The 23,704-nt window shown below is 37.3% G+C and carries 22 protein-coding genes; 14 read left to right on the top strand and 8 right to left on the bottom strand.

Annotated elements, in window-relative coordinates; translation table 11 throughout:
- Positions 1-178: 178 nt before the first annotated feature.
- The 7 genes from BM327_RS09440 to BM327_RS09410 all read right to left on the bottom strand — a co-directional run bounded on the left by BM327_RS09440 (position 179) and on the right by BM327_RS09410 (position 10,309).
- The gene (locus BM327_RS09440) at positions 179-3,268 is read right to left on the bottom strand and encodes a T9SS type B sorting domain-containing protein (protein ID WP_090248774.1); all 3,090 of its coding nucleotides are present in this window, start codon (positions 3,266-3,268) and stop codon (positions 179-181) included.
- Between the two features lie 15 nt (positions 3,269-3,283).
- Positions 3,284-3,751, bottom strand: a complete 468-nt coding sequence (locus BM327_RS09435; RefSeq protein ID WP_090248772.1) for a hypothetical protein — start codon at positions 3,749-3,751, stop codon at positions 3,284-3,286.
- Positions 3,752-3,968: 217 nt separating this feature from the next.
- Complete coding sequence (gene hemF / locus BM327_RS09430; protein ID WP_090248770.1) at positions 3,969-4,874, bottom strand: oxygen-dependent coproporphyrinogen oxidase; 906 nt, start codon at positions 4,872-4,874, stop codon at positions 3,969-3,971.
- The gene (locus tag BM327_RS09425) at positions 4,843-6,696 is read right to left on the bottom strand and encodes an amino acid ABC transporter substrate-binding protein (protein ID WP_090248768.1); all 1,854 of its coding nucleotides are present in this window, start codon (positions 6,694-6,696) and stop codon (positions 4,843-4,845) included. The genes hemF and BM327_RS09425 overlap by 32 nt, the downstream gene beginning before the upstream one ends.
- Positions 6,697-6,700: 4 nt before the next feature.
- Entirely contained in the window at positions 6,701-8,233 is a 1,533-nt protein-coding gene (guaA, locus tag BM327_RS09420; RefSeq protein ID WP_090248766.1) for a glutamine-hydrolyzing GMP synthase, read from the bottom strand.
- 179 nt (positions 8,234-8,412) lie between these two features.
- Entirely contained in the window at positions 8,413-9,369 is a 957-nt protein-coding gene (locus BM327_RS09415) for a phosphoribosylaminoimidazolesuccinocarboxamide synthase (protein ID WP_090248764.1), read from the bottom strand.
- Positions 9,362-10,309 (bottom strand): PhoH family protein, encoded by a 948-nt coding sequence (locus BM327_RS09410; RefSeq protein ID WP_090248762.1) that lies wholly within the window; start codon positions 10,307-10,309, stop codon positions 9,362-9,364. Before BM327_RS09410 ends, BM327_RS09415 begins: the two co-directional genes overlap by 8 nt.
- Before the next feature lie 100 nt (positions 10,310-10,409).
- Between BM327_RS09410 and BM327_RS09405 the strand changes: the two genes are divergently transcribed.
- From BM327_RS09405 to BM327_RS09345, 13 genes are all read left to right on the top strand, one after another.
- A complete protein-coding gene (locus BM327_RS09405; protein ID WP_090248760.1) occupies positions 10,410-11,270 on the top strand; it encodes an SAM hydrolase/SAM-dependent halogenase family protein in 861 nt (286 codons plus the stop codon).
- Between the two features lies 1 nt (position 11,271).
- Positions 11,272-11,574: a putative quinol monooxygenase gene (locus tag BM327_RS09400; protein ID WP_090248756.1), complete on the top strand. Its 303-nt coding sequence runs from the start codon at positions 11,272-11,274 to the stop codon at positions 11,572-11,574.
- A 127-nt stretch (positions 11,575-11,701) separates the two neighbouring features.
- Positions 11,702-12,433: a gliding motility-associated ABC transporter permease subunit GldF gene (gene gldF, locus BM327_RS09395; protein WP_090248754.1), complete on the top strand. Its 732-nt coding sequence runs from the start codon at positions 11,702-11,704 to the stop codon at positions 12,431-12,433.
- Positions 12,434-12,441: 8 nt separating this feature from the next.
- Positions 12,442-14,208: a gliding motility-associated ABC transporter substrate-binding protein GldG gene (gene gldG / locus BM327_RS09390; protein WP_090248751.1), complete on the top strand. Its 1,767-nt coding sequence runs from the start codon at positions 12,442-12,444 to the stop codon at positions 14,206-14,208.
- Positions 14,208-15,236: a hypothetical protein gene (locus BM327_RS09385; RefSeq protein WP_090248749.1), complete on the top strand. Its 1,029-nt coding sequence runs from the start codon at positions 14,208-14,210 to the stop codon at positions 15,234-15,236. The genes gldG and BM327_RS09385 overlap by 1 nt, the downstream gene beginning before the upstream one ends.
- Before the next feature lie 105 nt (positions 15,237-15,341).
- Positions 15,342-16,460, top strand: coding sequence for a DNA polymerase III subunit beta (gene dnaN, locus BM327_RS09380; RefSeq protein WP_090248747.1), 1,119 nt, complete (start codon positions 15,342-15,344; stop codon positions 16,458-16,460).
- A gap of 177 nt (positions 16,461-16,637) precedes the next feature.
- Positions 16,638-17,369, top strand: a complete 732-nt coding sequence (locus BM327_RS09375) for an energy transducer TonB (RefSeq protein WP_090248745.1) — start codon at positions 16,638-16,640, stop codon at positions 17,367-17,369.
- Positions 17,370-17,765: 396 nt separating this feature from the next.
- The gene (locus BM327_RS09370; RefSeq protein ID WP_139230321.1) at positions 17,766-18,371 is read left to right on the top strand and encodes a hypothetical protein; all 606 of its coding nucleotides are present in this window, start codon (positions 17,766-17,768) and stop codon (positions 18,369-18,371) included.
- 150 nt (positions 18,372-18,521) lie between these two features.
- Positions 18,522-19,727: a hypothetical protein gene (locus BM327_RS09365; protein WP_090248741.1), complete on the top strand. Its 1,206-nt coding sequence runs from the start codon at positions 18,522-18,524 to the stop codon at positions 19,725-19,727.
- Positions 19,728-19,808: 81 nt separating this feature from the next.
- Positions 19,809-20,171 carry a DUF2200 domain-containing protein gene (locus tag BM327_RS09360; RefSeq protein ID WP_090248739.1) on the top strand — a complete coding sequence of 121 codons (363 nt, stop codon included), beginning with the start codon at positions 19,809-19,811 and terminating at the stop codon, positions 20,169-20,171.
- A gap of 57 nt (positions 20,172-20,228) precedes the next feature.
- Entirely contained in the window at positions 20,229-21,182 is a 954-nt protein-coding gene (locus BM327_RS09355) for a hypothetical protein (RefSeq protein WP_139230320.1), read from the top strand.
- A 9-nt stretch (positions 21,183-21,191) separates the two neighbouring features.
- Positions 21,192-21,614, top strand: a complete 423-nt coding sequence (locus tag BM327_RS09350) for an RDD family protein (RefSeq protein ID WP_090248735.1) — start codon at positions 21,192-21,194, stop codon at positions 21,612-21,614.
- 9 nt (positions 21,615-21,623) lie between these two features.
- The gene (locus tag BM327_RS09345) at positions 21,624-22,202 is read left to right on the top strand and encodes a hypothetical protein (RefSeq protein WP_090248733.1); all 579 of its coding nucleotides are present in this window, start codon (positions 21,624-21,626) and stop codon (positions 22,200-22,202) included.
- Here the strand turns inward: BM327_RS09345 and BM327_RS09340 are convergent.
- A complete protein-coding gene (locus BM327_RS09340) occupies positions 22,199-22,555 on the bottom strand; it encodes a winged helix-turn-helix transcriptional regulator (protein ID WP_090248731.1) in 357 nt (118 codons plus the stop codon). The genes BM327_RS09345 and BM327_RS09340 overlap by 4 nt on opposite strands.
- A 222-nt stretch (positions 22,556-22,777) precedes the next feature.
- Here BM327_RS09340 and BM327_RS09335 point away from each other — a divergent pair, with 222 nt between their 5' ends.
- Positions 22,778-23,698, top strand: coding sequence for a DsbA family protein (locus BM327_RS09335; RefSeq protein ID WP_090248932.1), 921 nt, complete (start codon positions 22,778-22,780; stop codon positions 23,696-23,698).
- Positions 23,699-23,704: the final 6 nt, after the last annotated feature.

Below are 23,704 nucleotides of genomic sequence, written 5' to 3'. Positions count from 1 at the left end.
AATTTTTGAAAATAATTTGTCTGGGACATGCCCAAAGGACATTTATAGTTGACACAAGCGCTACTGTTTAATATTTAACCTGACAAACATCAAAAGATGGTAAATATAACACTATTGCATTGAAACAAAAAAGGGAAGAACTTAATTGTCCTTCCCTTGTCTGAAAAATATTTTCTACCTATCTGATGACAGTCACATTTCCGGTAATTACTGTACGTTCATCATTACCTAGAGACTTGTATTCTATTCTCCAAGTATAGATGCCATCTTCAACCAATTTACCTTTGTAAGTTCCATCCCAATATCCTTTAGCGTCGTTAGAGATGAAAATTTGCTCACCCCATCTGTTGTAGATCACCATTTGGAAATCATACGGATCAAAACCACTTGTAAATACCGGTTGGAACACATTGTTGAATGGGTCACCATTCGGTGTAAATGTATTCGGGATGTAGTAAATCGTTTGTCCAGATAAGATAACTGGGTGAATGATTTTATCTATACATCCGTATTGTGACACTGCAGTTAACTCAACATTAAAGCTTGCACTTGTAATTCCATCAAACTCATAAATCGGATTTTCATCTGTAATAGAATCTGTTCCATCACCAAAGTTCCAGTAGTAACTTGTAGCACCAGTAGACTCATTGTAGAATTCAACCGTACTTTCAATATTATCTATTAAGAAAGTAGAAGCATCAAAGGCTGCGTCTGGTAGAGGATATACCTCTATGTAAGCCGCCTCTAATAAAGAGTTTGTACATCCATTTGTACTTGTAACGATTAATTCAATATCATAAGTACCTGAATTTTCAAAAGTGTAGACAACATCCTGACCTGTATTTGTAATCACCTCACCATTGATAAACCACTCACATGTAGCGATATTACCTGCCGTTGTATTGGAGAAAGTAACCGTTAGAGGCATACAACCATTCACTACATCAGAAGTAAAAGATACATCAGGTAAAGCCTCAACAGTGATTTCTACAGAATCTGTATTCACACAACCATTGGCATCTGTACCTGTTACTGTGTACATGACCACCCCAACTCCAGGCACAAAAGGCGTTGCATCTTGTACGTTGTTATCCCAAGCATAGGTTTGTGCACCTTGCCCTGAAAGTGTAATACTTTCGTTTTCACAAATCAATTGATCGGTACCTGCAAAAACATTTGGTAGTGGGTTAACGATAATTTCAAAGGTATCATTCACCACATAGTAACAAGTAGCATCAAATAAAGTATCAATTACATATAAACCTTCAGCATTACCTAAATTGAAATTCGTTGTTGTTGAAGTAGCAATTGTTGGCGTTCCATTAAAGGTATAATGCACTTCAAACGGACCTGTACCTGTAACATCAAATACTACATCATCCACGGGGTCACCCGCACAATACGTTCCCGTACCCGTACCTCCTAGATATACTGGAGCTATAGGCGAGGTAAAATATAAAGTATCTGAACAAGTATCTTCATCTACGAAGAAGACCATAACTTCCAATGGCGTTCCATCTGAAGGAATACCTGTAATTAAGTACGTGTAAGTAGAGTCTTCAGTAAACGGTCCTGTTTGAACATCTGTATAAACTCCCGATCCATTTGATGCTTGGAAAACTAAGTCACCTGTTGCAGGGTTATCTAAGAATAGAACACCTCCCTCAACATTAAAGGTTCCGTTTCCTTGACAAGTATCTATTGCCGCTGTGAAATTTGTAATCTCACAACCACAGTTTTTAATGTATACACGTGTAGTGTCTGTTGCAGAACATCCAGAAATAGTATTGGTTAAAGTACCAATAAAGTTTTGAGAGGTATCTGCCATACACGCTAATGGGTTAGCTAATGTATTATCGTTCATCTGTCCTGCAGGCTCCCATACATAAGTAAATGTAGGTGGAGCACAAGTCATAGAGATATGATCTAAACTCCAGTTATCAGCTGTAAGAGAAGCCGTGTGTGTAGGCTGCGCCCATTTAAATTGTACGGCGTTTCCTTGAGCATTTGCTGGAAGGTTAACGTTGTAACATTTCCAACTCGGTGATAAATCCCAAATACTCTCATCGTAGACCGCTATAGTTGTCCAAGGACCACCAGAAGTACTGTATTGTAAAACTATATCCTCACCAGGACCCGCATTACCACAAGTAGAGGAACTGTATTGACTTCCCATATACAAACAGAAAGATAGTACAGAACAAGACTGCGTATTCACAGGGTTGGTTACTGCTTCTCTAGTACCGGTTCCATTAAAGAACATGGAGTTTTGATAATAACTCGAACATCCGGCACCGATGGCACCACCTGTTATATGATCCCAAACTGTAGCACTTGTTGTTGGATCAAAGTATTCTGAAAAACCTTGAGGAGCTACATTAGCAGGAACAATATCCAACGTTGTACAATCAAAACAACCCACACTATCTGGATCTGCACTTGCCGTAGCTGTCATTTGAATAACATCCACAAAAATTGTTTGTGAACATGTATCTACACCATCTGTGTAGTATAAAGTATAAGACTCGTCATCTGGAGGTGAAACGGCCAACGTGTTTGTATCTGAAAGGTTCGTGTTACCACTTCCGTCATACCAATCATAAGTGTATGAACAGTTACCTGCATTAATAGAAACATTATCTATCCCCCAGTGATCAAACTGTGTTCCTGAGGTAACATCTTGGTACCATTTAAACACCACATTCGTATTGGCTGGGTTGATAGGGAAATCAAAACAATAATTACCCCAGCTGTACCATGGTTGTGCACTCGTCGGACTCGGAGCAAAATAGAAAACATCCGTAAAGGTTGCTCCACCATCCGTTGAAATCATAAAATGCACACCTTCTCCTGGTGCATCTGGCTGCTCACAATCTTGACAACCACCACAAGGATCATGATCTGCAAAATCTAAATCAAAACATACTTGAGCACCACAACTGATGTCATAACTAATCGTTACTAACTCTCTTGGATCCGTACCGTTTCCAAACCACGCTGAAGGTGTACCATCTAAAGAAGGACCACAAGGGTTTGAGAAAAGAGGAATTTGAGAAGAAGCCCAACCAACATCTAACTGGCTCCCGTTAAAATCTGAATTAAACAAAGGTGTTCCTAAACCTGAACCGACAACTCGTAAAGAATCACCACAAAAAATAGAAACTGTATCTGAAGGCGTTATTGTTAACTGACATGGAATTGTACTTTGAGCCCCCACGAAAGAAACAAACGACACTAAAATTAATAATGATGCAAAAAACTTTTTCATAACTACAATTTCAAATTATTTAACTTCTACATCAAGGAATTCTACATTCGTAAGTTGAGAATCATCCATTCCCGGAACCAACTTTGTAAATCTATTGAAGACGTATAATTCATTCTTAAAATTAGAACTACTTCCTTCTACAGATCCGTTTGCTGGAACCTCTACTGTAAAAGTGTGCTCACCTGTATTAATTTTGCTACAATTTCTGCACTCACCATCCATGTAATAAGACCTTTTAAAGGTCATGCTTAAATCTGAACTTGTTGTATTCGTATACTTAAACAACACCACAATAATCGACCAATGCTTTCTTTGAATTTCTGCTTCTTTATACTCCACAGTAATTCCATCATAGGTTCCAAATACCTGCCAATCGTTTGTTGGATTAAATTCGGTTTGATTTTCAGTCGGCTGTGTTGTTGTAGACTCCATCCCTACAAAGGACAAGGACATAACAGCAGCAATTAGTAATAAAACTTTCATTATTATACAGTTAAATATTTTTTCAAACAGGCTTAAAGTTACGTTAACAAAAAAGATTTCGACGTGCTTTTAGATTAAGAAAACGTCTCTTCTTCTCTGATTAACAAATTACAAAATCCTTGTGTAAATCTTCACACAAAGATGTAATTCTTTGCCTTCTGTTAGTAAAACGTCAGGTTGTTACTACGGTTGCTACTCGTTGAGTATTTTTTTAAGATTATTTAATCCAATCAACATATCTCTTTAAGTATGAGAGTGTTTGTGCTTCCTTAGAATTTTCCTTTACTTGAAAATCATACTCCCAACCTGCCATTTTAGGTAATGACATCAATATTGATTCTATTCTTCCACCTGTTTTTAAGCCAAAAGCTGTACCTCTATCGTGAACCAGGTTAAATTCTACGTAACGACCTCTTCTTAGATTACGCCATAAAGTATGTTCCGGTAGTACTTCCTTATCCTTACCTAATGCGTACTGAGCTTTATATAAATCTGCAAAAGCATCACCAAGATCAATTGCAAAATCAAGCATCATTTGCTTTTCGCCTTCAGAATTGATTTTTATATGGTCATAGAAAATCCCTCCCACACCTCTTGTTTCATCGCGGTGAGGAATGAAAAAATATTCATCTGCCCATCTCTTGTATTCTGGATAAAATTGAGGATTGTATTTGTCGCAAATATCCTTTAAACCTTGATGAAATAAACTTGCCTGTTCTGGTATCACATAGTGGGGTGTCATATCTATACCTCCCCCGAACCAATGTACACCTGAATCTAATTCAAAGTAACGTACATTCATGTGCATTATGGGTACGTGCGGGCTGTGAGGATGCAATACTATGGAAACGCCCGTAGCAAAAAACTCATTGCCATCAAGCTTTAATTGCTTTTTCATCATTTCGCTCACGGGTCCGTGAACGGCAGAAAAGTTAACACCACCTTTCTCGAGTACATTTCCATCTTGTATGATGCGGGTTCTTCCGCCTCCTCCCTCTGCTCTATCCCAGAGGTCTTGATGAAATTTTGATTTTCCGTCTAGCTCTTCTAATCTACTGCAAATTCTATCTTGCAGCAACATGAACTGTTCCTTAATATACTCTTTGGTTAATGACTTTTCCAACTCTCTTGATTTCAAAATTCTCTTGTTTTAAAATAAAACAAGTTCCGTTTTCTGTTCCGTTTCCTACTCCTCTCGATTCAAGGCGAATATCATTCATCAAACCTTCATTTACATTGCGCATTAAAAGGTACTGACTCAAATAAGCGTAAGTCACATCAAAACCTTGCACTGCATACTTTGAAGGATCAGCGTTATAAAGTGTTCTGTAAGACGTCACGAAGGTTTTCATTGCAGGTGTTGAATAATCTAAATGATTTGGCGATGCATAATGCAACTGAAATCTATTCTTGTAGTAATTACTTAAATCATCAAATTTCATCCAATCATTTACACCCACCACAGCAACCCTTGCATCTTCGTGCTTCGATTCGTTTTTCACCCTATTCAAGGTCGTTAAAAAACGCATGGCATGTGCCTTATCTGATGACAAATCAACGAAGACAGTTAATGTATCTTTAACAATCGCTGCAGATAACTCTTTACCTGCATCTGTTAATTGCACCTCTTTCAATACAGCTCTGTACGATTGGGGTGTAGTTAAACGATTAAACTCTTCTCTAAAAACTCTGTAAGCATCATTGTCTTTCGCTAAACCACTTTTCACTAAAACCACATTATCATCTCCATGCTCTAAAGCATAGTAATGCGCCAATGACTTAATTAAAGTAAGATCTGAAGGTAGAGCAAAACTTACGTAAGGATTGCTTTTCAAAACAGAAGTATTGGCATTAAAAGGAACGATCATTCTTGCGTTGTTCGCTTTTGCCCAATTCGCTACAGGAGTAATGGTTTGATTGAACAAAGGTCCTATAATGATATCTGTATTTTTAAAATCATATCCTTTTAATATACTCTCAACTTCAGCCGCACTCGCTTTCGAGTCATAAAATTTAACCTCCGCAGTCAAGCCCAGTTTTGCCAAAGAATCCAAGGCCATTTTCGCCCCCATGTAAAAATCAACAGACAAATCTGTTAACTTATTCAATTCTGTAGCTGGCGTTATCATTCCAGAGAGTACTTCTGGATTTTTGGTAATGTGGAAGGGTAAAATAACCGCAACCTTATATTTTGATTTTTGCTCGAATTTCGGAGCAACATAATTAGAGTCTGAAATAAATGGAATGGCATTTTCAGCAAATACTGGAGCCTTTTCCTTTGTAGGGATCACTAAAATTTGTCCTACTTTAATTTCACCATTTACGATATCATTTTCTTTAACGATATCCAGCATGGTTACTTTGTGTGCCAAAGCAATTCTATAAAGTGTTTCACCTTTTTGAACCGTGTGCGTTTCTACGCTATCTGGCCATTGAACACTTGGCGTATTAGGTACGAGTGGTTGATTATTTACGATAGGTTGTGAAGTATTTTTCTCAACTTCTTTTACCGGTGTAGAGGTTACATCTAAAGTTGGTATTTTCAATTGCTGACCAATTTGTAAGCCCTGATCCGCACCTGGATTTAAAGCTACAATATCAGCTACAGAAACATCGTAAAGGCGAGAAATACCATACAAGGTTTGCCTCGCCTCTACGATGTGAATTTTATGTGTTTGAATATTGGAATTCTCGAGCGGAATATAGACCACCTGCCCCACCTGAAGCCCAGCCTCAGCATTTGGGTTTAAGGCAACTATTTCAGCAATAGCCACTTCGTATTGACGGTGTAAACTGTAAAGTGTATTTCCACTTTCAACAACGTGAACGAGACATTTCTTCCCGTTCACCATTGTAGTTTCTATTTTATCCTTTTTGTTTGCTCCTTCTTGCGCTACAAGCGTAGAAGCCAACAACATCATAACTAAAATTCCAATAAATCTCATTCAATTATTCCCATTCTATGGTTGCAGGTGGCTTAGAGCTAATATCGTAAGTAACTCTATTGATACCTTTAACCTGATTAATGATCTTGTTCGATACTTTCGCCAAGAATTCGTATGGTAAGTGACACCAATCTGCCGTCATACCATCTGTTGATGTTACAGCTCTTAAAGCAACCGCATTTTCATACGTTCTCTCATCTCCCATAACCCCTACAGATTGAATTGGAAGGAAGATAGCACCTGCTTGCCAAACATCATCATATAATCCATCTTCTTTTAACGAAGAAATGAATATGTGATCTACTTCTTGAAGGATTCGCACTTTTTCTGCGGTAACGTCTCCCAAAATTCTAATTCCAAGTCCTGGACCTGGGAAAGGGTGACGACCTAAAATATTTGGTGAAATATCTAAAGATGCTCCTACTCTTCTTACCTCATCCTTAAACAACAATCTTAAAGGTTCTACTACTTGTAATTTCATGTAGTCAGGCAAACCTCCAACGTTGTGGTGAGATTTAATTGTTGCAGATGGTCCTCCTGTTGCAGAAACTGACTCAATTACGTCTGGGTAAATAGTTCCTTGACCTAACCATTTTGCATTTTCTACCAATTTAGACTCTGCATCGAATACATCAACAAAGACTTTACCAATTGCCTTACGTTTCGCTTCTGGATCAGTTAATCCTTTCAACTCTGCATAGAATTGCTCAGAAGCATCCACTCCTTTTACGTTCAACCCCATACCTTGGTAGCTTTCTAAAACTGAATCAAATTCATTTTTTCTAAGCAAACCGTTATTTACGAAAATACAGTGTAAGTTCTTACCGATAGCTTTGTGTAACAATACAGCCGCTACAGATGAATCAACACCTCCAGACAAACCTAAGATTACTCTATCGTCTCCTAACTTCGCTTTTAAATCAGCTACCGTTTCTTCAACGAAAGAATCTGGCGTCCAGTCTTGGGCACATCCACAAATGTTAACAATGTAGTTTTCCAACAAAACTTTACCTTCTAACGAGTGGTAAACTTCTGGGTGGAATTGAATACCGTAAGTAGTCTCCCCTTCAATTTTGTATCCTGCTACACGTACATCTGGTGTACTTGCAATAATTTTATAATTAGAAGGAACTTCTTTGATGGTATCTCCGTGCGACATCCACACTTGAGAGTTATCACTCATTCCTACTGTTAATTCGTTATCCTGATCTACGAAAGAAAGATTTGCTCTTCCGTATTCTCTAATTTTAGAAGGCAATACTTCACCTCCATAATTCAATGCAAGATATTGTGCTCCAAAACATACCCCTAACAATGGAAGTTTTCCTTTTATTCCATCTAAATTAGGTTTTGGCGCATTTTCGTCTCTTGTTGAAAATGGACTTCCTGATAAAATTACACCTTTTACATCCTCACCTATTTCAGGAACTTTGTTCCAAGGATGTATTTCACAGTATACGTTCAGCTCTCTCACACGACGCGCGATCAACTGCGTGTATTGCGAACCAAAATCGAGAATTAAAATCTTTTCTTGCATGGGTGCAAAGATAATAACTCTTTGGAATGTGGAAAACAATTTTTCCTTAGACTGTTAGACTTTTAGAGAGTTAGATTTTTAGAGGGTTAGGCGCTTGTAGTTTGCGAGGCGGAAACAATTATCCCTCACAAAAAAAAGGCGAAACTTTCGTCTCGCCTTCTCTATATCTTAAAAGGTTCTTACACCAAACCTTCTTTTGTTAAGAACTCAACTACGTTCTTTTCTATTCTTTCATTCAAGTTTTCTGTAGAATCTTTTTGGAATTTCTCTCCAACTATCTTCTCGTACAACTCTATGTATCTTTCTGTAACCGTTTCTACAAATTCATCTGGCATTACAGGCATTGTTTGTCCTTCTAACCCTTGGAAACCATTTTCGATTAACCACTGACGAACAAACTCCTTACTCAATTGCTTTTGTGCCTCACCTTTTGCTTGACGCTCTTCGTAACCATCTGCATAGAAGTAACGAGATGAGTCTGGGGTATGAATTTCGTCAATTAAATAAATCTTACCGTCTTTCTTACCGAACTCGTATTTCGTATCTACCAAGATCAATCCTTTTTCAGCAGCCAATTCAGTACCTCTTTGGAACAATGCTCTTGTGTAGTTCTCTAATTGAATGTAATCCTCTTCCGCAATAATTCCTTGCTTGATAATTTCTTCTCTTGAGATATCCTCGTCGTGACCTTCGTCTGCTTTTGTAGCTGGAGTAATGATAGGCTCTGGAAACTTATCGTTTTCCTTCATTCCCTCTGGTAAAGTAACCCCACATAAAACGCGCTCACCTCTTTTGTATTCACGTGCAGAGTGTCCTGCCAAATACCCACGAATTACCATCTCAACTCTAAATGGCTCACACTTATGACCAACAGCAACCATTGGGTCTGGTGTACCAATTAACCAGTTAGGAACGATATCTTCTGTAGCTTTCAAGAACATTGTAGCTACTTGGTTTAAAACTTGACCTTTGTAAGGAATTCCTTTTGGCAAGATGTGATCGAATGCCGAAATTCTATCCGATGCAATCATCACCATGTAGTTATCATCTATATTGTATACCTCTCTTACCTTTCCGTGGTACACTCCCTTTTGTTTAGGAAAATTAAAGTTAGTTGTTGTAACTGCTTTACTCATTTTCTTCAGCTTTATCGAACGCTTCTATTATTTGCTTAACTATTCTATGACGAATTACATCGTTTTGATTCAAACGAATCATCCCAATCCCGTCTATACCTTTCAATACGTCTAATGCGAATATCAACCCCGATTTTTGTTTACGCGGTAAATCAATTTGCGATGCATCTCCGGTGATGACAAAATTAGCGCTTTTACCCATACGAGTTAAAAACATTTTCATTTGACTTACCGTGGTGTTCTGTGCTTCATCCAAAATCACAAAGGCTTTATCCAAAGTTCTACCCCTCATAAATGCTAAGGGAGCAATTTCTATCACCCCTAATTCTATTAGGTCTGCTAACTTTTCTGCCGGTATCATATCCCTTAAGGCATCGTACAAAGGCATCATGTAAGGATCTAACTTTTCCTTCATATCTCCGGGTAAGAAACCAAGATTTTCTCCTGCCTCAACTGCCGGTCGGGTTAAAATAATACGACGCACCTCTTTTGCCTTTAACGCTCTTACCGCCAAAGCAACTGCCGTGTACGTTTTACCCGTTCCTGCAGGACCAACAGCAAAAACCATATCATTTTTGTTGACCGCCTTAACCAACTCTCGCTGATTATAGGTTCTTGCTTTTACTTTAATTCCGGAATTACCATGTACTAGAATCTCAGACCCATCGCCACTTAACAATTTAGCGCCGTCGTCTAGCATAAGGTTATCTATATGATTTTCGGTTAATTCGTTGTAACGGTCTAAATGACTCAGCAAGAGTTTGAATTTCGTTTCAAACCTTTTAACTTCATCCTCATCGCCTTTAACAAGAATTACATTACCGCGAGCTACAATTTTAAGTTTGGAAAAATAAGCCTGAATCACTTTCAGCTTCTCATTGTTCACACCCACAAGCTCTATGGGATTTATCCCTTGAATTTCAAATTTCTTTTCGTGCAAATTCTCTTTGTTTTAAACTTACAATATCTAAAATTAAGATTAATTTTGGCTCAAAATTAGGGAAATTACTTCTTCTTAAAACTTTCTTTAAAAAGGATACATGAATATTGTGACATTAACTACAGATATGGGCTTAAACGACCACTACGTCGCTGCATTAAAAGGCGCGATGTATAAAGTGGAAAGTAAGCTTCAGATTGTAGACATTTCACACAACATCAACCCTTTCAATATAGCGCAAGCTTCCTTCTACATTAAAAACTGTTTAAAAGATTTCCCCGCCAACACGGTGCATTTGATAGGTGTAGATAGCGAGCCCATAGTAAACTTTGGAGATCCTGACGCAGGTGCTTTGCCCAGCTTCATTCGCTACAAAGACCAATACATCGTGGCTACAGACAATGGTATTTTCTCTTTGATTTTAGGGAATGATGCCGCAGAAGGTATGTGGACGATAGACAATGTTCTATCCAACCCCAAGTTGATGAAGTTTCCTACTAAAAATATTTTGGCCCCTACAGCCGTTGCCTTAGCGCAAGGTGTAGCTCCCGAAGAATTAGGAAGTGAAAAAACAAGCATACGAAGAAAGGTTGTTGCCAATCCAGTTATTGAACCCAATGTACTTAAAGGTAGAGTTATCCATGTAGACAACTATGGAAACTTAATCACCAACATTACTAAGGAAGATTTCGACAGAATGGGTAAAAACATTCCTTTCACCATCTTTTTTAGAAAGAAAGAGTACTACATCGATGAAATTTCTGCGGGTTACAACGAAGTTCCTCCGGGAGAAAGATTGGCCATGTTTAATGATACAGACAACTTGGAAATTGCCATCAATAAAGGTACACCTGGTAACGGTGGAGGAGCGAATTCACTTTTTGGATTGAAAGAAGGAGATGTTATTCGTATAGAATTTAGTCCGCGTGGATCTAGAACTACATTAGAATCTTTGTTTTAATATGTTAAGAATAGTAAAACTCACTTTTCAAGAAGATAAACTCGAAGACTTTTTAACTTTCTTCGACACTATAAATACAAGAGTTGCTGGTTTTGAAGGGTGCAATGGCATGAAGTTATTGCAAGACATACACCAACCGCATGTAGTTTTCACCTACAGCGATTGGGACGATGAAGCCGCTTTAAACAATTACCGTTACAGCGAATTATTCAAAGGCGTTTGGTCAACCATTAAGCCTTGGTTTGGCGCAAAGGCAGAAGCCTGGTCGGTAGACACCTACTTTAACGGCTTCCCTCAACCCTAATTAGACCTGTATAAAAGCAAGTAACTTTCGTAAGAACTTGACTTATTAAAGGATAATTATTCAAAAGTTTGCGAATTGATTCGGTTATGGGCATTTTTAAGCCTTAATTTTGACAAAAATAATCATAATGAGAGCCCTATATTTTAAGGAAATACGTAGTTTTTTAAGTTCCATTCTTGGTTACATTTTCGTAGCTATTTTCCTTGTAATCACTTGGTTGTTTCTTTGGGTGATTTCAGACTATTTCAATTTATTAGAAGGAGGATTGGCAGATTTACAACCCTTTTTCAGCATGGCCCCACTTATCTTATTGATCTTAATTCCGGCCGTTACCATGCGTTCTTTTGCCGAGGAAAAAAGATCGGGTACCATAGAATTGTTGTACACCAGACCCTTGTCTGATTTTAAAATCTTGATGGCAAAATACTTGGCTGGCGTTACTTTGGTAATCATATCCTTATTACCCACTTTGGTTTACTATATCTCTATGCACTATTTAGGAGACCCAGTAGGAATTATAGATGATGGCGCCACCATCACTTCTTACTTAGGACTATTCCTATTAAGCGCTTGCTTTGTTGCCATAGGCATATTTTGCTCAGCAATTACAAGTAATCAAATCGTGGCCTTTATTATAGCCCTTTTCTTGTGTTGGTTCTTTTATAACGGACTTTCTATGTTAGGGAGCTACGCCAACTTTGCAGGTTTAGATTCAGTAATCAAAGCTGTAGGAATAGACACTCATTATCAATCGATCAAAAAGGGAGTTATCGTAATGAGCGATTTAACTTACTTCTTCGGAGTAATTTTCTTCTTCCTTTTCGCTACTCACTCAGTACTTAAATTAATGCGTAAATAAACCCGAGCATGAAAAACACAAAAAGATCATCAAGCGTTTATTATTCTATTCTTCTCCTTATCGTTTTAGCAGGAGTTGTTTTGGTAAACATATTAGTTTGGGCTACAGATTTTAGAATAGACTTAACAGAAGACCAACGTTATTCTTTAACAGAATCGACTAAAGAGGTATTGGATTCGGACTCTTTATTAAAGGAAAGAATACTCTTTAAGGTATACTTAGAAGGTGATAAATTGCCTGCAGAATTACGTCGTTTAAGAAATTCTATCAAAGACAAATTGGATGAATTCAAATACTACGCAGGTAAAAAAGTAGAGTATGAATTTATTGACCCAACCGAAGGAACAGAAGCAGACTTTAAAGAGTTGAGCGAACAATTGATGGACAAAGGAAACGGTCTTGTTCCTCTCGTTGTAAATTTCAGAAGCAATGGTACTGCTGATAAACTGGTTGTTTTCCCAGGAGCCAAAGTAGAATACAAAGGTATCACCTCTGGTTATGTTCAATTCTTACAAGGAGGTAATGCAGACCTTAACGCCATGTTGGACCAGAAAATACAAAACAGTATTACCAACATAGAGTACGAATTAATGAAGGCCATAGACAAGGCAGCAAGAACTTCTAAAAAAAGCATAGGGGTATTGCACGGTCATGGTGAATTACCTGCTCCGAAAACAGCTTACTTCAGAAGACAATTAGAAGATGCTTACGAATTTCAAGATGTAACTATAGACGGTCAAATCAATGCACTTGATGAACTAGACGGTTTAATTATCGCTGACCCACAAAGTAAGTTTAGCGATAAAGACAAATTTGTAATTGACCAGTTCTTGATGAAGGGTGGTAAATTAATGGTCTTCTCTACTCCCCTAGAAATCAATAACGATTCATTAAGAAGAAATCAAACCGTTTATACCCGTAGAAAGAGAACAGGTTTAGAAGAATTAATGTATGACTACGGTATCAAAATTAACGAAGACCTAGTGGTGGATGCCAACTATGGATACTTCTTCTTAAGTAAACGTCAAGAAACACGACCACTACCTTGGTACTTCTACATACGTTCTCAAGGTACAGAACACCCCATTAGTAGTCAGGTTGACCCCGTATTTTTAATGTATGCCTCTAGCTTACAATTTGTAAAACAAGACGGCATTCAACCACACATTTTATTAACCTCTTCCAACAACTCAAAAGTTCACGGCCAAGGATCTATGCTGGTTTCTTTAGGAATGACACGTTTGGGTGAGTTACCGGACTTTGCAGATGTAAACAACGACATGAACAAAAAAATGTTGGGGGCCATTGTTGAGGGTAAATTCAATTCAGCCTTTAAGAACAGAATCATTTCAACGTATACTGACAACCCAGACGCACGTTTCTTGGCAGAAAGTGAAGCTCCAGGAAAAGTAATGGTAGTAAGTAGTGGTACTTTCTTTGCCAACCAGTATTACGACTCCGTTTACGTGCCTGAAACCAACTCTTACAAATATTATGAAAAGCGTTCAGGGCCTTACCAAATAGAAGATTTAATAGACAATCCTTTCCCGAAAGGAAACTTTGAATTCATGCAAAATGCAGTGGATTACATGATGGGTGAAGAAGCCTTACTTTCTGTAAGAAGTAGATCCATAGATCTTCACCCAACCGACAAGAAAAAAGTGGTAGAACAAGCCGGTTTCTACAAAGCAATTAACCTAGTTATTCCACTAGGAAGCATACTATTACTTGGAATGATTACCTTATTTATTAGAAAAAGAAAATACGCCAAATAATGAAAAAGAAACAAATTATTGTACTCCTTACCTCTGTTGCCCTATTGGCTGTTTTGGGTTACTACACGCAAACTGCCCTTAAAAACGAAGGAAAGTCGGACCCAACAGAATTGATCAATTTCGAGGTTGAAAACGTGGAAGAAGTAGACAAAATTGTGATTTACGACCCCTTGTTCAACGTAGACTTTACCCTTGTTAAAAAAGACGAGGAATGGAAAGACGGCAATGGAAACTGTGTACAAGACAACCCCGTAGAAAACATCTTAGAAGCCTTTAGAAAAATCAGTTTTAAAGGATATGTTAATGATAAACTAAAGCCAACGGTAAACAAACTTATGGCTGCTAAAGCGAAGCAGGTTGACATTTACAAAAACGGCAAATTAGTTAAAACTTGGTTCGTTGGGCATGGTACGCCAGATCACCACGGAACTTACATGTTGCTGCAAACACCAGACATTAAAAGTGACCAGCCTGTAATTATGGATATGGAAGGATTGAATGGTATAATTGAACCTAGATTTTTCGTAGATCCTAAACAATGGGCCTGTTCAGATTTATTCGCCTTTGAACAAAACAATATACAAGGCGTAGAGTTGGTGAATGCTCAAACTCCAGAGGAAAGCTACAACATTCAATTAGAAAATGGTGATTACGTAGCCAGAACAGGAGAAGAAGTATTGAACGTAAACAAACAAAACTTGTTGAGCTTTTTAAATGCTTTTGACAATATACATTTCAACCAACAAAACTACACCATGAACAATGCGCAGATCGACAGTATGAAACGGACAACTCCGCATTACTCATTGAAAATTACGCCGAAAAAAGGAGAAGTTGAAACCTACAATTTCTACGATTATATAGATGATGTACCAAGTCGCCCAGACACAAACATCTTCAGCATGGAGTACTTGTGGACCTTTACAAAAGAAGACAACTTAGTACGTGTTCAAATTGGAGGAAGATTTGGAATAGGCTTAGGTCCTATCCTTATTGGTAAAGACATTTTTGTAGAAACAGAAAACTAAATATTTGTTGTTGACAACTACGTGAACAACTAATAAAGAGAGAAAGAAGATCATCTCAAATGTTCGGTTATATTTGTTAATTGAACTAATTAATGACAATTAGAAATGAATTTTGTAATATCGAGTACTAGCTTATTAAAGCAATTACAAAGCATCAGTGGTGTTTTAAGCACAAGCAACACCCTTCCTATTTTAGACAACTTTTTGTTCGAAATAAACGATGGAACTTTAACCATCTCTGCATCAGATTTAGAAACAACGATGCAAACTGCTATGAATATTGAGGCCAACGAAGACGGAAAAATCTGTATTCCTGCCAAAATATTATTGGACGTGTTGAAAAACCTTCCAGAGCAGCCTTTGACTTTTACAGTAGACAACAACACTTTCGCCATAGAGATTACTTACAACAACGGTAAATCTAAAATGGTGGGATACAACGGAGATGATTTCCCAAAATCACCTTCTTTAGAAAACGGAGATAGCATTACACTTTCAGGTGAGATCATTTCTGAGGCTATCAACAAGACTTTATTTGCTACAGGAAACGACGATTTACGTCCGGTAATGAGTGGTGTTTTTGTTCAGTTTGCTGGAAGCGATATCATCTTTGTTGCAACAGATGCACACAAATTAGTTCGTTACAAAAGATCAGATGCTGAAAGTACAGGTAGCTCATCTTTCATCTTACCGAAGAAGCCTTTAAACTTATTAAAGTCGAACTTAAAAGGTGAAGAGCAAGTACGCATCATGTACAACGAAAGCAACGCAATTTTCGAATTCAACGATACAGTACTTACTTGTAGATTAATCGACGGTAAATACCCGAACTACGAAGCGGTAATTCCTAAAGAGAACCCTAACGTATTGAGTGTAGATCGTATGGATTTATTAAGTTCTATCAAGCGTGTATCTATCTTCGCCAACAAAACAACACACCAAGTACGTTTAAAAATGGCTGGAGCAGATTTACAAATCTCTGCAGAAGATTTAGATTTCTCTAACGAAGCCAACGAACGCTTGACGTGTAATTACAATGGCGACGATATGGAGATCGGTTTCAACTCTCGTTTCTTAATGGAAATGTTAAACAACATCTCAAGCAAAGAAGTGAAAATTGAGATGAGTGAACCGAACAGAGCAGGTATTCTTTTACCAGCAGAAAACGAAAACGAGGCAGAAGACATCTTGATGTTGGTTATGCCAGTTATGTTGAATAAATAAGTCGTACAGACTTCTACATATTGCAAGCGGGAACTTTCGAGTTTCCGCTTTTTTTATGCTTGTCAAACGGCCAGACTGTCCCTACAAGTCCTCAAGAAGCTTGGGAAGCTTTTCGTACCATCCTTGTTTGGATTTTTTTATAGTTTTAGATCATCTTTTGCACTTAATCAAAAAAACATGAAAACCATAATTCAACTTTTAACTCTCTCCCTTCTCCTTTTTTCACCGTTAACCTCACAGGCTAAAAAAGGAGTAATTATAACGGTTCAAGTTAAAAACCAATTGACAAGAGAAAGAGTAGCTAACGCATTAATCACCGTAAAAGAAATCGGAGAAGAAGGCTTTCATACAAATCCATTTGGAAGGACACAGCTTCCTAAAATACATTCAGACTCTATTACCCTTACTGTTCAACATCCAGACTATCAAACCCAAACAATTACGAAGAGATATTTACCCAAAAAAGGAACATACCTACTTGAGATCGGCCTTGATTTCACAAAAGAGCGCATGAATGAATATTACGCTGAACTCAAACGTATGGATTCCATTTCCTCTGTTTCTAATAAAACAGATCTATTTAACAACTGTATTGCAGACTCCAATTCACGCAATACTAAAGCACTTTTTCCCGGAGGAGAAAGTTCTCTTGTTCTTTTCCTAAGTTACAACACTAAATACCCCAAAGAAGATTTACAAAACCACGTACAAGGCAATGTTATTGTTCGTTTCACAATTAATACAGACGGTAGTCTCAGTGATGCAGAAATTACAAAATCAGTTTCACCGTTAATAGATCAAGAGGCATTACGTTTAATTCGTATCATGCCCGATTGGACACCTGCTTATTGTAACGGAGAACCCGTTACAACAAAATGTAGTATTCCCATCCACTTTCATGTATATTAATTTAAAATTTCCAATACATGCTTACCAGAATCATACAAGGACTTGTAGCCTCCATCTTCCTATTTTAGTTGATCATAAACATCGAAGATTACCAGCGTAACTCAGGAAATTTCTATCATATAAGATACGAAGTCATCGCTTTTTTCTTTTTACTTCAAATCACTCATTTATTCATAAACAGCAAAACCACTCAATAGCTCCTAACTTCTAGATACTTGGTGGTATTTACTTATTTAATTGTAAATTACATCCATGACATCCTCCTACTTGAGCCTTTTAAAAAAAACCGCAACTATTATTATCTCGTTATGATAATATTCAAAACTTTAGTTTTTGATTTACTCATAATCACCAACCTCCTTCCTCTCAAAACAAATTAAATAAGACCGCGAGAACGTGAATAACTACTACAAAAAAGACCTCTTATCCATACTGAAGTTTGTCGGTTTACTTCCTCTTATTTTCATCATGGGGATTGAGACTAACTCGACATTTTTTTACTTCGTACTCTCTTTTGCATCACTTCCATTTATCCTCGAATATGTATTCCTCCATCGAATTAAAACAGGTAAAATTGACCATATCCTACCTTTGGATGTACAGGAAAAGCCTTCACTCAAAAACATAGGTTTGTTTATCTATCTGATTGTTGGTCTTGCCACATTCTATTGCTTTCAAGAATACTGGAGGACGGATCTTTTACTTTACTTCTTAGGACTTTTCTCTCTACTAGGAAGCATAAGAATTATACTTAAACTTCCCACACATACACTTTCCTGCTATAAAGGTAAATTTGGAACACTACTCCTAGTAAACAACGAACAATATTTTAATCCAGAAAAAATATGGATTACCCAAGACCATTTCATTATTAATGGAACGGAGCACTCCAAACGAAACTTAAATCTGAGTGACGAAGACCAAAAGGAAATAAAAAGATTTTTGGATGCACAATTTGTCCATCTAGACAACATAGAAATAGAAATTCATCCTGACCCGTAAAAACAAAACTAAACACAATTCTTTTTACACCTCTTTTAACTAAGCTTTCTAAGCATCAATTGCAATGACAATTATCAACAAGCACAAATGAGATAAAATTGCATCCTTAGTACAAAAGGTCGTACCTTACTGTAACTAAAACTACACGTTATGAAACGACTACTACTTGTAACAGGGCTGTTATTTGCATGTTTTGCAAATGCCCAAGAAAACTCAACTAAACCAAGTTTTGCAGTAGCTAAACCACACGTTCAGGAGCTAGATATACCGCAAGAAATTGCTGCAAAATTTATACAACTAGAACTGATCAAACTAGACAAATACAATGTCTACGATGAATTTGACATGGCAGAAGTCATACAAGATTCCAGCGAATTCAAAACCAATTGTTTTGGTATAAATTGTTTAACCCGCATGGGGCGCAAGCTCAATGTTGATTACATCATTTCTGGAAGTTTCGATGGATTGGGGAACAAAATTGCCATCTCCTTGAAATGGATAGATGTAAAACGAGGAGAACTACACATGGCCATGGTAAGAGAGTTCGACAACCAAGAAATGGAAATACAGCGTATGGTGGAGGTAATGCTAAAGGAAATGCATCAATTACCCGTCTCCAAGGAACTCATTACCCGATTAGAATTTAAAAACGAATTAATCACCTCTAACAATGTGGGTAGAATTAATAATTCGGGACCTCGTTTAGGTTATGCCTTTTTAGTGGGTGACATGTATCAATATGCCCGTCGTCCGGTGAACCAAGGAGGATTAGACATCTTTCCTGGCGTAAGTATGATAGGTTACCAGTTCGAAAAACAATACGTTGGTACAGAAAACTTCTCGGCCTTATTAGAAGGTATCTTTAATTTCTCCGGTTTAGAACAAGGTATATTCATCCCCTCTTTTACCCTGCTTAATGGATTCAGATTTGGTAAAGCGGGTTGGGAATTTGCCTTTGGTCCGAGTTTTAACCTCAGAAAAATAAATCAAGGATTTTTCGATAGCCAAAATAGCTTCGGTAAAGGTGCCGACTATTATTATTCCGATAATGATTGGTATAATTACGCACAACAAAACTATTCTACAGATACCAATTACATTGATCAATGGGGGTACTTCTATCCTCCTACACCTGCAGAAGCTAGCGGCGAGGACTACTACTTCACCGATCAATATGATTCTAGAGGTAGGGTGCAACTTGGAACTACTTGGGTATTTGGTTTTGGTAGAACCTTTACTGCAGGGGCGCTAAACATCCCTGTAAACCTTTTCTATTCTTCCAGTAGAAATGGAGGTATGATAGGTGCATCTGTAGGATTTAACGTCCAAAAAAGTAAAAAGAACATCAATCGATAATAAGTAGAGACTGTTTAAAGGCAGTCTCTTTTTTTTGCGCTTAACTTTTTCCTTTTATTTTTGAAGCAACAAAGATTTGAGATGAAAGCAACACCAGAGCACAACGCTAAAATTGCGAAGATGACCTTTGCTTCGGTTTATCCACACTACGTAAATAAAGTAGAGCGCAAAGGCAGAACCAAAGAAGAATTACACGAGGTGATTACGTGGCTAACAGGTTTTGATGATACAGAAATTCAACGTGTTATAGACGAGAACTTAACTTTCGTAGAGTTTTTCGAACAAGCCAAACTTCATGAAAATGCTCACCTCATCACAGGTGTAATTTGTGGCTACAGAATTGAAGAACTAGAAAATGAACTGACGCAAAAAGTGCGCTACCTAGACAAGCTTGTGGATGAAATTGCAAAGGGCAGAAAAATGGAGAAAATTTTGAGAAAATAATGCCCTTCTTTAAATCAACTTCCCCAAACACAACTTCTTATTCATTAAATGAAAATCATGAAAACTAACTTACTCCTACTTTTTCTGTTTTGTTTGAACATAACTGCATTTGCTCAAGAGGAAACACCTTCATCCATCCCCTTTATTGCCTACTGGACAGAAGGTGAAGTTTACAGTTACGAATTGATAAAAACCAAAATTAAAGAAACAAAAAGTTCACGCACCGTTGAAGATTCTTTGGTATACACGGTGACTTTTGAAATTCTTGAAGAAACAGATACTAGTTACACCATAAGTTATACTCAAGACCCAATCTATATTAACGGGTTAAAAAAAGAAATGCTTCAAGACTTTAAGCATTTACTTACACAAAACATTATTTATGAGACAGACGAAACGGGTCTTGTAAAACAAATGCGTAATGCGGGTGATGTACTCAAAACGATGAAAGAAAATATGGAAACTATTTTTTCTCTTCTTTCTACTGAATATCCCCAAACATCGGTTCATAAACTAAATGACCTCAAGACTGTAATAGATGAAATATTCACAGAAGAAAATATTATGTCTTTAGCCTTTAAAGAGCTAACATATTTCCACTTTCCATTTGGATATGAATTTGATACTAATGGAAAAGTAAGTTATGAAGATCTTTTACCAAATCCTTTCGGCGGCAGCCCATTAAGAGGAGATGCCGAAATATCAATTTCAGAAGTTGATGCAGAGAATATGAGCTGTGTACTCTCTCATAACATGACCGTCAACCCAGAAGATGTAAATAGATTTATCAAAGAATTCATTGAGAAACTTAATACCAATTTCAGCGAATCAGAAAAATTAGAACTTAATGATATAGATTTTCAGATAACTGACAATAATGCTTTCACGATAGATTACGACCTAGGTCTGCCCTTGTCTATCCAAACTTCAAGAAGAACAACAGTCAAAGAAAAAACATCTACCACAACCATGACCGAAGGAATAAAATTACAGCTTATTGACGCCGAATAAATCACACCAATGGAAGAATTACTAGATATAGAAATAAGCTCAAAATTAAAATTAGATGGAATTAGTTCATTTTGGGACAGGGTTAGAGATTTAGTTGCTGACTACCTACTTATCCTTATCATACACCTTCTGATCTATTTTAAATTCTTCTACATACCCGGAGAAAATAACTTCATTTTTATTAGTCTTTATTGGACGGTACATTTTAGCTATTACATTCTCTTTGAAAGCATTCTCGGACTTACGCCGGGTAAATTTTTAAACAAATGTCGAGTAGTAAACAACGAATTTAAGAAAGCTTCTTTTGGTCAAGTTCTTATCCGTACGGTTATTAGAAACATTCCTTTTCAATTCATTACCATTTTCACACCCTATCAAAAACCATTGCACGATTTACTTTCCAAAACTTGGGTAGTACGGGTAAAGAAATAGTAATTCATCATGTCTACAATTGTACTCAAATATGTTCTAACGCTTTCTATATTATTGGGAACCCAGATCTCTTTGGCGCAAAATGTATATGAAAGAAAAATAGACAGTTTACAATTTACCACCAACGTAGCAAGTTCTTGTAGGTCTACCAATGTATTGGAAGAATGTGAACTATGCAGCTCCTGTGGAGATGTATTCTTTTGGGAAATTATTCAGGGTAAAGACAGTGTGATACCTTTACTGCTGGATAAAATTATGGATTCTACGCTAAGCTATGCTCCAAACAATTATGCAGCAATGCAATTTAGGGTCGGCGATATTGCTTTACTCGCCTTTCAAGAAATCATACATCATATACCTACACTGACCTTAGCGGGGATAGAATTTAGCTCTACGGAAGCTTACTCGGTTTTCTGGAAACACCTAAACCACAGTTATGAAAATAGAGTTCATTTTGTCACTGCTCTTAAACAATGGCACATGGCAAACAAAGAAAACTTTATTTGGGTCAGCTCTAATGCATTTGAAATTTGCGATTGTTCAGGACCTCACCCTAATGGTGGGCATTACGCATTAAAAAAAGACTAGTCAATTATCGCTTGTCTATACGCTGCTCCCCATTTGGCGATTTCATCTATAATTGGTTTTAAAGACTTCCCCTTTTCTGAAATACTGTATTCAACTGTAATCGGTTTGGTATCCATCACTTCTCGGGTAATGAGTTGATTCATTTCCAAATCTTGCAATTCTTTCGATAACATTTTAGTACCTATTCCCTCCACTTCACGCATTAGCTCCATAAACCCAAGACGGTTTCCTTCGATCAAAGTTCCGAGAATATGAAATTTCCATTTTCCAGAAAGCACATCCATAGCATCTTTAATGGCTTGTATTCTGTGCTGACAAATGGGCGTGGCATTTACGATAGGATCCTTTTTCATACTTATCTTTTCTACTTCTCAAAAATAAAAGGGATTCTGGTGCTTTCCTAAAGGGAAGTAGTTTCCTTGAGGAAAGTGACCCTACAAAAGTAAAAAGCAGCTCGTATTTTTGAAGTGTTCGAACAAAAAACAGAAATGATGATGTACAAATTACTCTTCATCCCATTTACGCTTATGGTAAGCTTACTTACCCTGAGTTGTAAAACACAAAGTTTAGAAAATATGAAAACAACAGAAAAGAACGCCCTTTTATGCGACCCAGACTCTGGCGCATGTGAAATGCCCCTGCACGAAGGAGCTATCGACAGTTTAATTGACCAAAGTTTAAGCAGTGAAAAGGTTAAACTTATCTACTTTACCGATCCTATTTGTTCCTCTTGTTGGGGTATAGAACCGCAATTGAGAAAACTAAAATTAAGCTATGGAGACCAATTAGATATTGAATACAGAATGGGTGGTTTATTACCTGATTGGTCGTACAACAGTGGAGGTATAAGTAAACCTTCTGACGTTGCTCATCATTGGGACGAGGTAAGTGTCTATTACGACATGCCCATAGATGGAGATCTTTGGTTAGAAGATCCTTTACACTCATCTTACCCGCCTTCTATTGCTTTTAAAGCGGCTGAAATCCAAGATAAAAAGAAAGCACAGTTGTACATGAGAACCATTAGAGAAATGGTTTTCCTTCACAAAATTAACATTGCTAAAGAAGAAAATTTAGTAGAGGCTGCCAAACAAGTAGGTTTAAATACTGAGCAATTTAAAAGTGATTTACACAACGCTGCAAAAGAAGCTTTCAAACAAGATTTAGCCCTAGCACGCACCTACGGAGTAAGAGGATTCCCGAGCATTTACCTAATAGATGCCACAGGAAACAAAAACCTCATTTATGGAACACAAGCTTTTGAGAAATACGAAAGTTTATTGGAAGAAAAATTTCCAGCATTACACATACATGCGTACCAAAAAGATTGGGAAAACCTCTTCAATACATTCGAAAGTTTAACAGCTAGAGAATATGCAGAGCTTTCTGACCAAGACAGAAAACGTGCAGAGGAAGAACTCATCACATTAACCAAACAAGGAAAACTTGTTGAACACCGTACTAAAAACGGAAGTATTTGGCGTAAAAACAACTAAAACTAA

It is taken from the genome of Lishizhenia tianjinensis (assembly GCF_900116425.1).
Taxonomy (GTDB): Bacteria; Bacteroidota; Bacteroidia; order Flavobacteriales_D; family Crocinitomicaceae; genus Lishizhenia; species Lishizhenia tianjinensis.
The sequence above is the reverse complement of the archived record's forward strand: the minus strand, read 5'-3'. Positions and strand labels throughout refer to the sequence as shown.

Bases quoted from the DNA above. Each gene is read 5' to 3' on its own strand.
- BM327_RS09440 (WP_090248774.1), bottom strand. From the start codon at position 3,268: ATGAAAAAGTTTTTTGCATCATTATTAATTTTAGTGTCGTTTGTTTCT.
- dnaN (WP_090248747.1), top strand. From the start codon at position 15,342: ATGAATTTTGTAATATCGAGTACTAGCTTATTAAAGCAATTACAAAGC.
- BM327_RS09405 (WP_090248760.1), top strand. From the start codon at position 10,410: ATGAATATTGTGACATTAACTACAGATATGGGCTTAAACGACCACTAC.
- gldG (WP_090248751.1), top strand. From the start codon at position 12,442: ATGAAAAACACAAAAAGATCATCAAGCGTTTATTATTCTATTCTTCTC.
- gldF (WP_090248754.1), top strand. From the start codon at position 11,702: ATGAGAGCCCTATATTTTAAGGAAATACGTAGTTTTTTAAGTTCCATT.
- BM327_RS09425 (WP_090248768.1), bottom strand. From the start codon at position 6,696: ATGAGATTTATTGGAATTTTAGTTATGATGTTGTTGGCTTCTACGCTT.
- BM327_RS09340 (WP_090248731.1), bottom strand. From the start codon at position 22,555: ATGAAAAAGGATCCTATCGTAAATGCCACGCCCATTTGTCAGCACAGA.
- BM327_RS09335 (WP_090248932.1), top strand. From the start codon at position 22,778: ATGAAAACAACAGAAAAGAACGCCCTTTTATGCGACCCAGACTCTGGC.
- BM327_RS09350 (WP_090248735.1), top strand. From the start codon at position 21,192: ATGGAAGAATTACTAGATATAGAAATAAGCTCAAAATTAAAATTAGAT.
- BM327_RS09400 (WP_090248756.1), top strand. From the start codon at position 11,272: ATGTTAAGAATAGTAAAACTCACTTTTCAAGAAGATAAACTCGAAGAC.
- BM327_RS09385 (WP_090248749.1), top strand. From the start codon at position 14,208: ATGAAAAAGAAACAAATTATTGTACTCCTTACCTCTGTTGCCCTATTG.
- BM327_RS09355 (WP_139230320.1), top strand. From the start codon at position 20,229: ATGAAAACTAACTTACTCCTACTTTTTCTGTTTTGTTTGAACATAACT.
- BM327_RS09415 (WP_090248764.1), bottom strand. From the start codon at position 9,369: ATGAGTAAAGCAGTTACAACAACTAACTTTAATTTTCCTAAACAAAAG.
- BM327_RS09375 (WP_090248745.1), top strand. From the start codon at position 16,638: ATGAAAACCATAATTCAACTTTTAACTCTCTCCCTTCTCCTTTTTTCA.
- BM327_RS09365 (WP_090248741.1), top strand. From the start codon at position 18,522: ATGAAACGACTACTACTTGTAACAGGGCTGTTATTTGCATGTTTTGCA.
- guaA (WP_090248766.1), bottom strand. From the start codon at position 8,233: ATGCAAGAAAAGATTTTAATTCTCGATTTTGGTTCGCAATACACGCAG.
- BM327_RS09345 (WP_090248733.1), top strand. From the start codon at position 21,624: ATGTCTACAATTGTACTCAAATATGTTCTAACGCTTTCTATATTATTG.
- BM327_RS09360 (WP_090248739.1), top strand. From the start codon at position 19,809: ATGAAAGCAACACCAGAGCACAACGCTAAAATTGCGAAGATGACCTTT.
- BM327_RS09435 (WP_090248772.1), bottom strand. From the start codon at position 3,751: ATGAAAGTTTTATTACTAATTGCTGCTGTTATGTCCTTGTCCTTTGTA.